Origin of the sequence: Protofrankia sp. CiP1_Cm_nod1 (genome assembly GCF_920888515.1) — a bacterium.
Taxonomy (GTDB): domain Bacteria; phylum Actinomycetota; class Actinomycetes; order Frankiales; family Frankiaceae; genus Protofrankia.
In genome coordinates this window covers 3,099-5,367 of record NZ_CAKKTM010000108.1, presented here as the reverse complement: position 1 = coordinate 5,367, position 2,269 = coordinate 3,099, and the positions used below count along the sequence as shown (strand labels likewise).

The following is a 2,269-nucleotide window of genomic DNA, read 5'->3' as shown; positions in this document are numbered from 1 at the left end:
CCGTCAGGGCAGCCGCTCCCCCCGCCCCCGGGCCGAAGCCCGGCGCGGCCCGCGCCCGCGAGCCGTCAACGGTGAACGGGCGAGCGCCGGCGGCGGCCCCGCACCGGACGCCCCGCCACCCGCGCGGCCAGCTCGCTGATCGCCAGCCTGGCCGGCGACGTCGGGGCCACATCCCGCAACAGCTGGCCGGCGGCCTGCGCGCTGTCCATCGCCGCGACGTCGAGCGGTATCGCGGCCACCGGCTCCATACCGACATGGCGCACCATCGCCCTGGCGACCTCCCGGCGGGCGTCCTTCCCGACCGCCGAGGCGCGCAGCCGGTTCACCACGACCCACGGATCCGCACCGGGCACGGCCTCGCGCAGGTCCGTCAGCCCACGCACGAAACGCACCAGCCCGACCGGCTCCGCGCTTGCCACGGCCAGGATGCTGTCGGCCGCGGCGAGCACCACCTGGGTCGCGCCGTTGCGCCGCGGCGCGGACGTGTCGAACGACAGCTCCTCGTCCATCTCCAGGCAGAAACCGCAGTCGACGACGACGAAGCTCGCCAGCCGCCGCGCCAGCGCGAGCACGACCTCCACCGAGGCCGGACGCAGCTCCGGCCACCGCGACGGACGGGCGATACCCGGCAGGATGCGCAGCCCCCCACCCAGATCCCGGCACAGCAGCGCCAGCCGGGGGACGTCGAGAACCCCCTGGTTGGCCGCCCGGGCGGCGGCGGCCAGGCCGGGCGCCTCCTCCAGCAGCCCCACCAGCTGCCCGATCGCCCCGCCGTAGACGTCGGCGTCGACGAGCAGCGTCGGCATGCCCATGGCGGCGAGCTCCGCCGCCACCCCCAGGGCCACGGTGGTGCGGCCCGGGGCGCCGGTCGGGCCCCACACGGCGATCACCCGGCCGTCGCCGGGCTCGGCGAGAGCATCGGGCGGCGGCTGGTCGGCCACCGGCGTCAACGTCGCGAAACCGGGCGCCGGTCTGCTGTACGCGGCGGGCAGCAGGCCGGCGACATGATCGGTGCCGGTGAGCGCCCGGACCGCTTCCACCACCGCCGACGCCACGATCTCGGCCGTCGCGTCGGTCGTGATCACCGCCGCGACACCGAGCTGGCGCAGCCGGCGCTCGCCGTCCTCGTCCCCGGGGGTGATCAGGCCGACCGCCGCGACCCCGGCCACGGCCAGCCGGGTCAGCGCGTCCCGGTCCAGGCGGCGCAGGTCCGCCGAGAGCAGCGCGGCCCGCGCCGCGCCCGTCGTCGCCGCCGCGAGCAGATCGGGCAGGTCGACACACCGGCGGACCACCGTCACCCCGAGATCACGGCGGTCGAACGCCGTGACAAGCCCGGACTCGACGACCGAGTTGGTCACCGCGGTCAGGATCGGCAGGCTCATTGCCCGAACCCCGGCACAGCGCTCGGACCCGGCCCGCCGACCTCACCCCGGGAACCGCGCTCAAGCTTGACGACGTCCACCCGTTCACTCTGGGACGCCGCCACCACGTTGATGGCGAGCTCCACCGGCACCCGCAGCGTCAGCGCGTACGAGCCCGCCGCCAGCGTCGTCCGCGCGACGAACTCGACATCGTGCAGCACCAGCACCTCCGTGCCGGCGCTGCCGGTCTGCACCACCGGCACCTGGCCGGCAGCCTGCGCCGCGCCCGCGCCCGCCGTGCCCGGTGTGCCAGCGCCGGTGCCCGCGCCGGTGGCGGCGCCGGTGGCGGCACCGGCACCCGCCGGGCCCGACCGTTGTAGGACGAAGACGTCCACGTGATCGCCCGGGGTGAGCGCGGGGGCTCTGCCGTCCTTGACGACGATCGAGACCAGCCGAGTCGGGCGTACGTCGTCACGCACGAAGTCAGCGCCGCTGAGCAGCTCCCCGGCGGACACCGGACGGGCGAGCATCGTCCCCACCAGCTCCGACCGGCGCCCACCCGGGAAGTAACGGCTCGCGGTCGCCGAGCGCAGGTAGGCCGAGGCCGTGGTGAGATCGGCGGCGGCCACGACATGCCCGGCCGGGAGGTCCGCGGCCGCCACCACCCAGTCCTGGCTGCCATCGGCGGTCGCGAACAGGCGGGCGCCCACCACGACCGACACCAGTACCAGCAGGACGCCCACCAGCAGACGGGAGTCCCGCCAGCGCGGCGGGGTGAGCCGGCGGGCCGGCGGCGACGGTGCTGTCGGCGGTGACGGTGGGGCAGCCGGCTTCTCCGAGACCGCGACAGCGGGGGTGAGGTCGGTCACCGGCGGACCTCCTGTAGCTTGTGTCCCTCCTGGCCGGCG

The 2,269-nt window shown here is 76.2% G+C and carries 2 protein-coding genes; both read right to left on the bottom strand.

The annotated features are described in order from the left end of the window. Window positions 1-65: 65 nt before the first annotated feature. Window positions 66-1,382: a chromosome partitioning protein gene (locus NBX02_RS05365; RefSeq protein WP_250290263.1), complete on the bottom strand. Its 1,317-nt coding sequence runs from the start codon at window positions 1,380-1,382 to the stop codon at window positions 66-68. After that, the gene (locus NBX02_RS05360; protein ID WP_250290262.1) at window positions 1,379-2,230 is read right to left on the bottom strand and encodes an SAF domain-containing protein; all 852 of its coding nucleotides are present in this window, start codon (window positions 2,228-2,230) and stop codon (window positions 1,379-1,381) included. Before NBX02_RS05360 ends, NBX02_RS05365 begins: the two co-directional genes overlap by 4 nt. Window positions 2,231-2,269: the final 39 nt, after the last annotated feature.

Coding starts and splice junctions, on each gene's coding strand:
- NBX02_RS05365 (WP_250290263.1), bottom strand. CDS start 1,382: ATGAGCCTGCCGATCCTGACCGCGGTGACCAACTCGGTCGTCGAGTCC.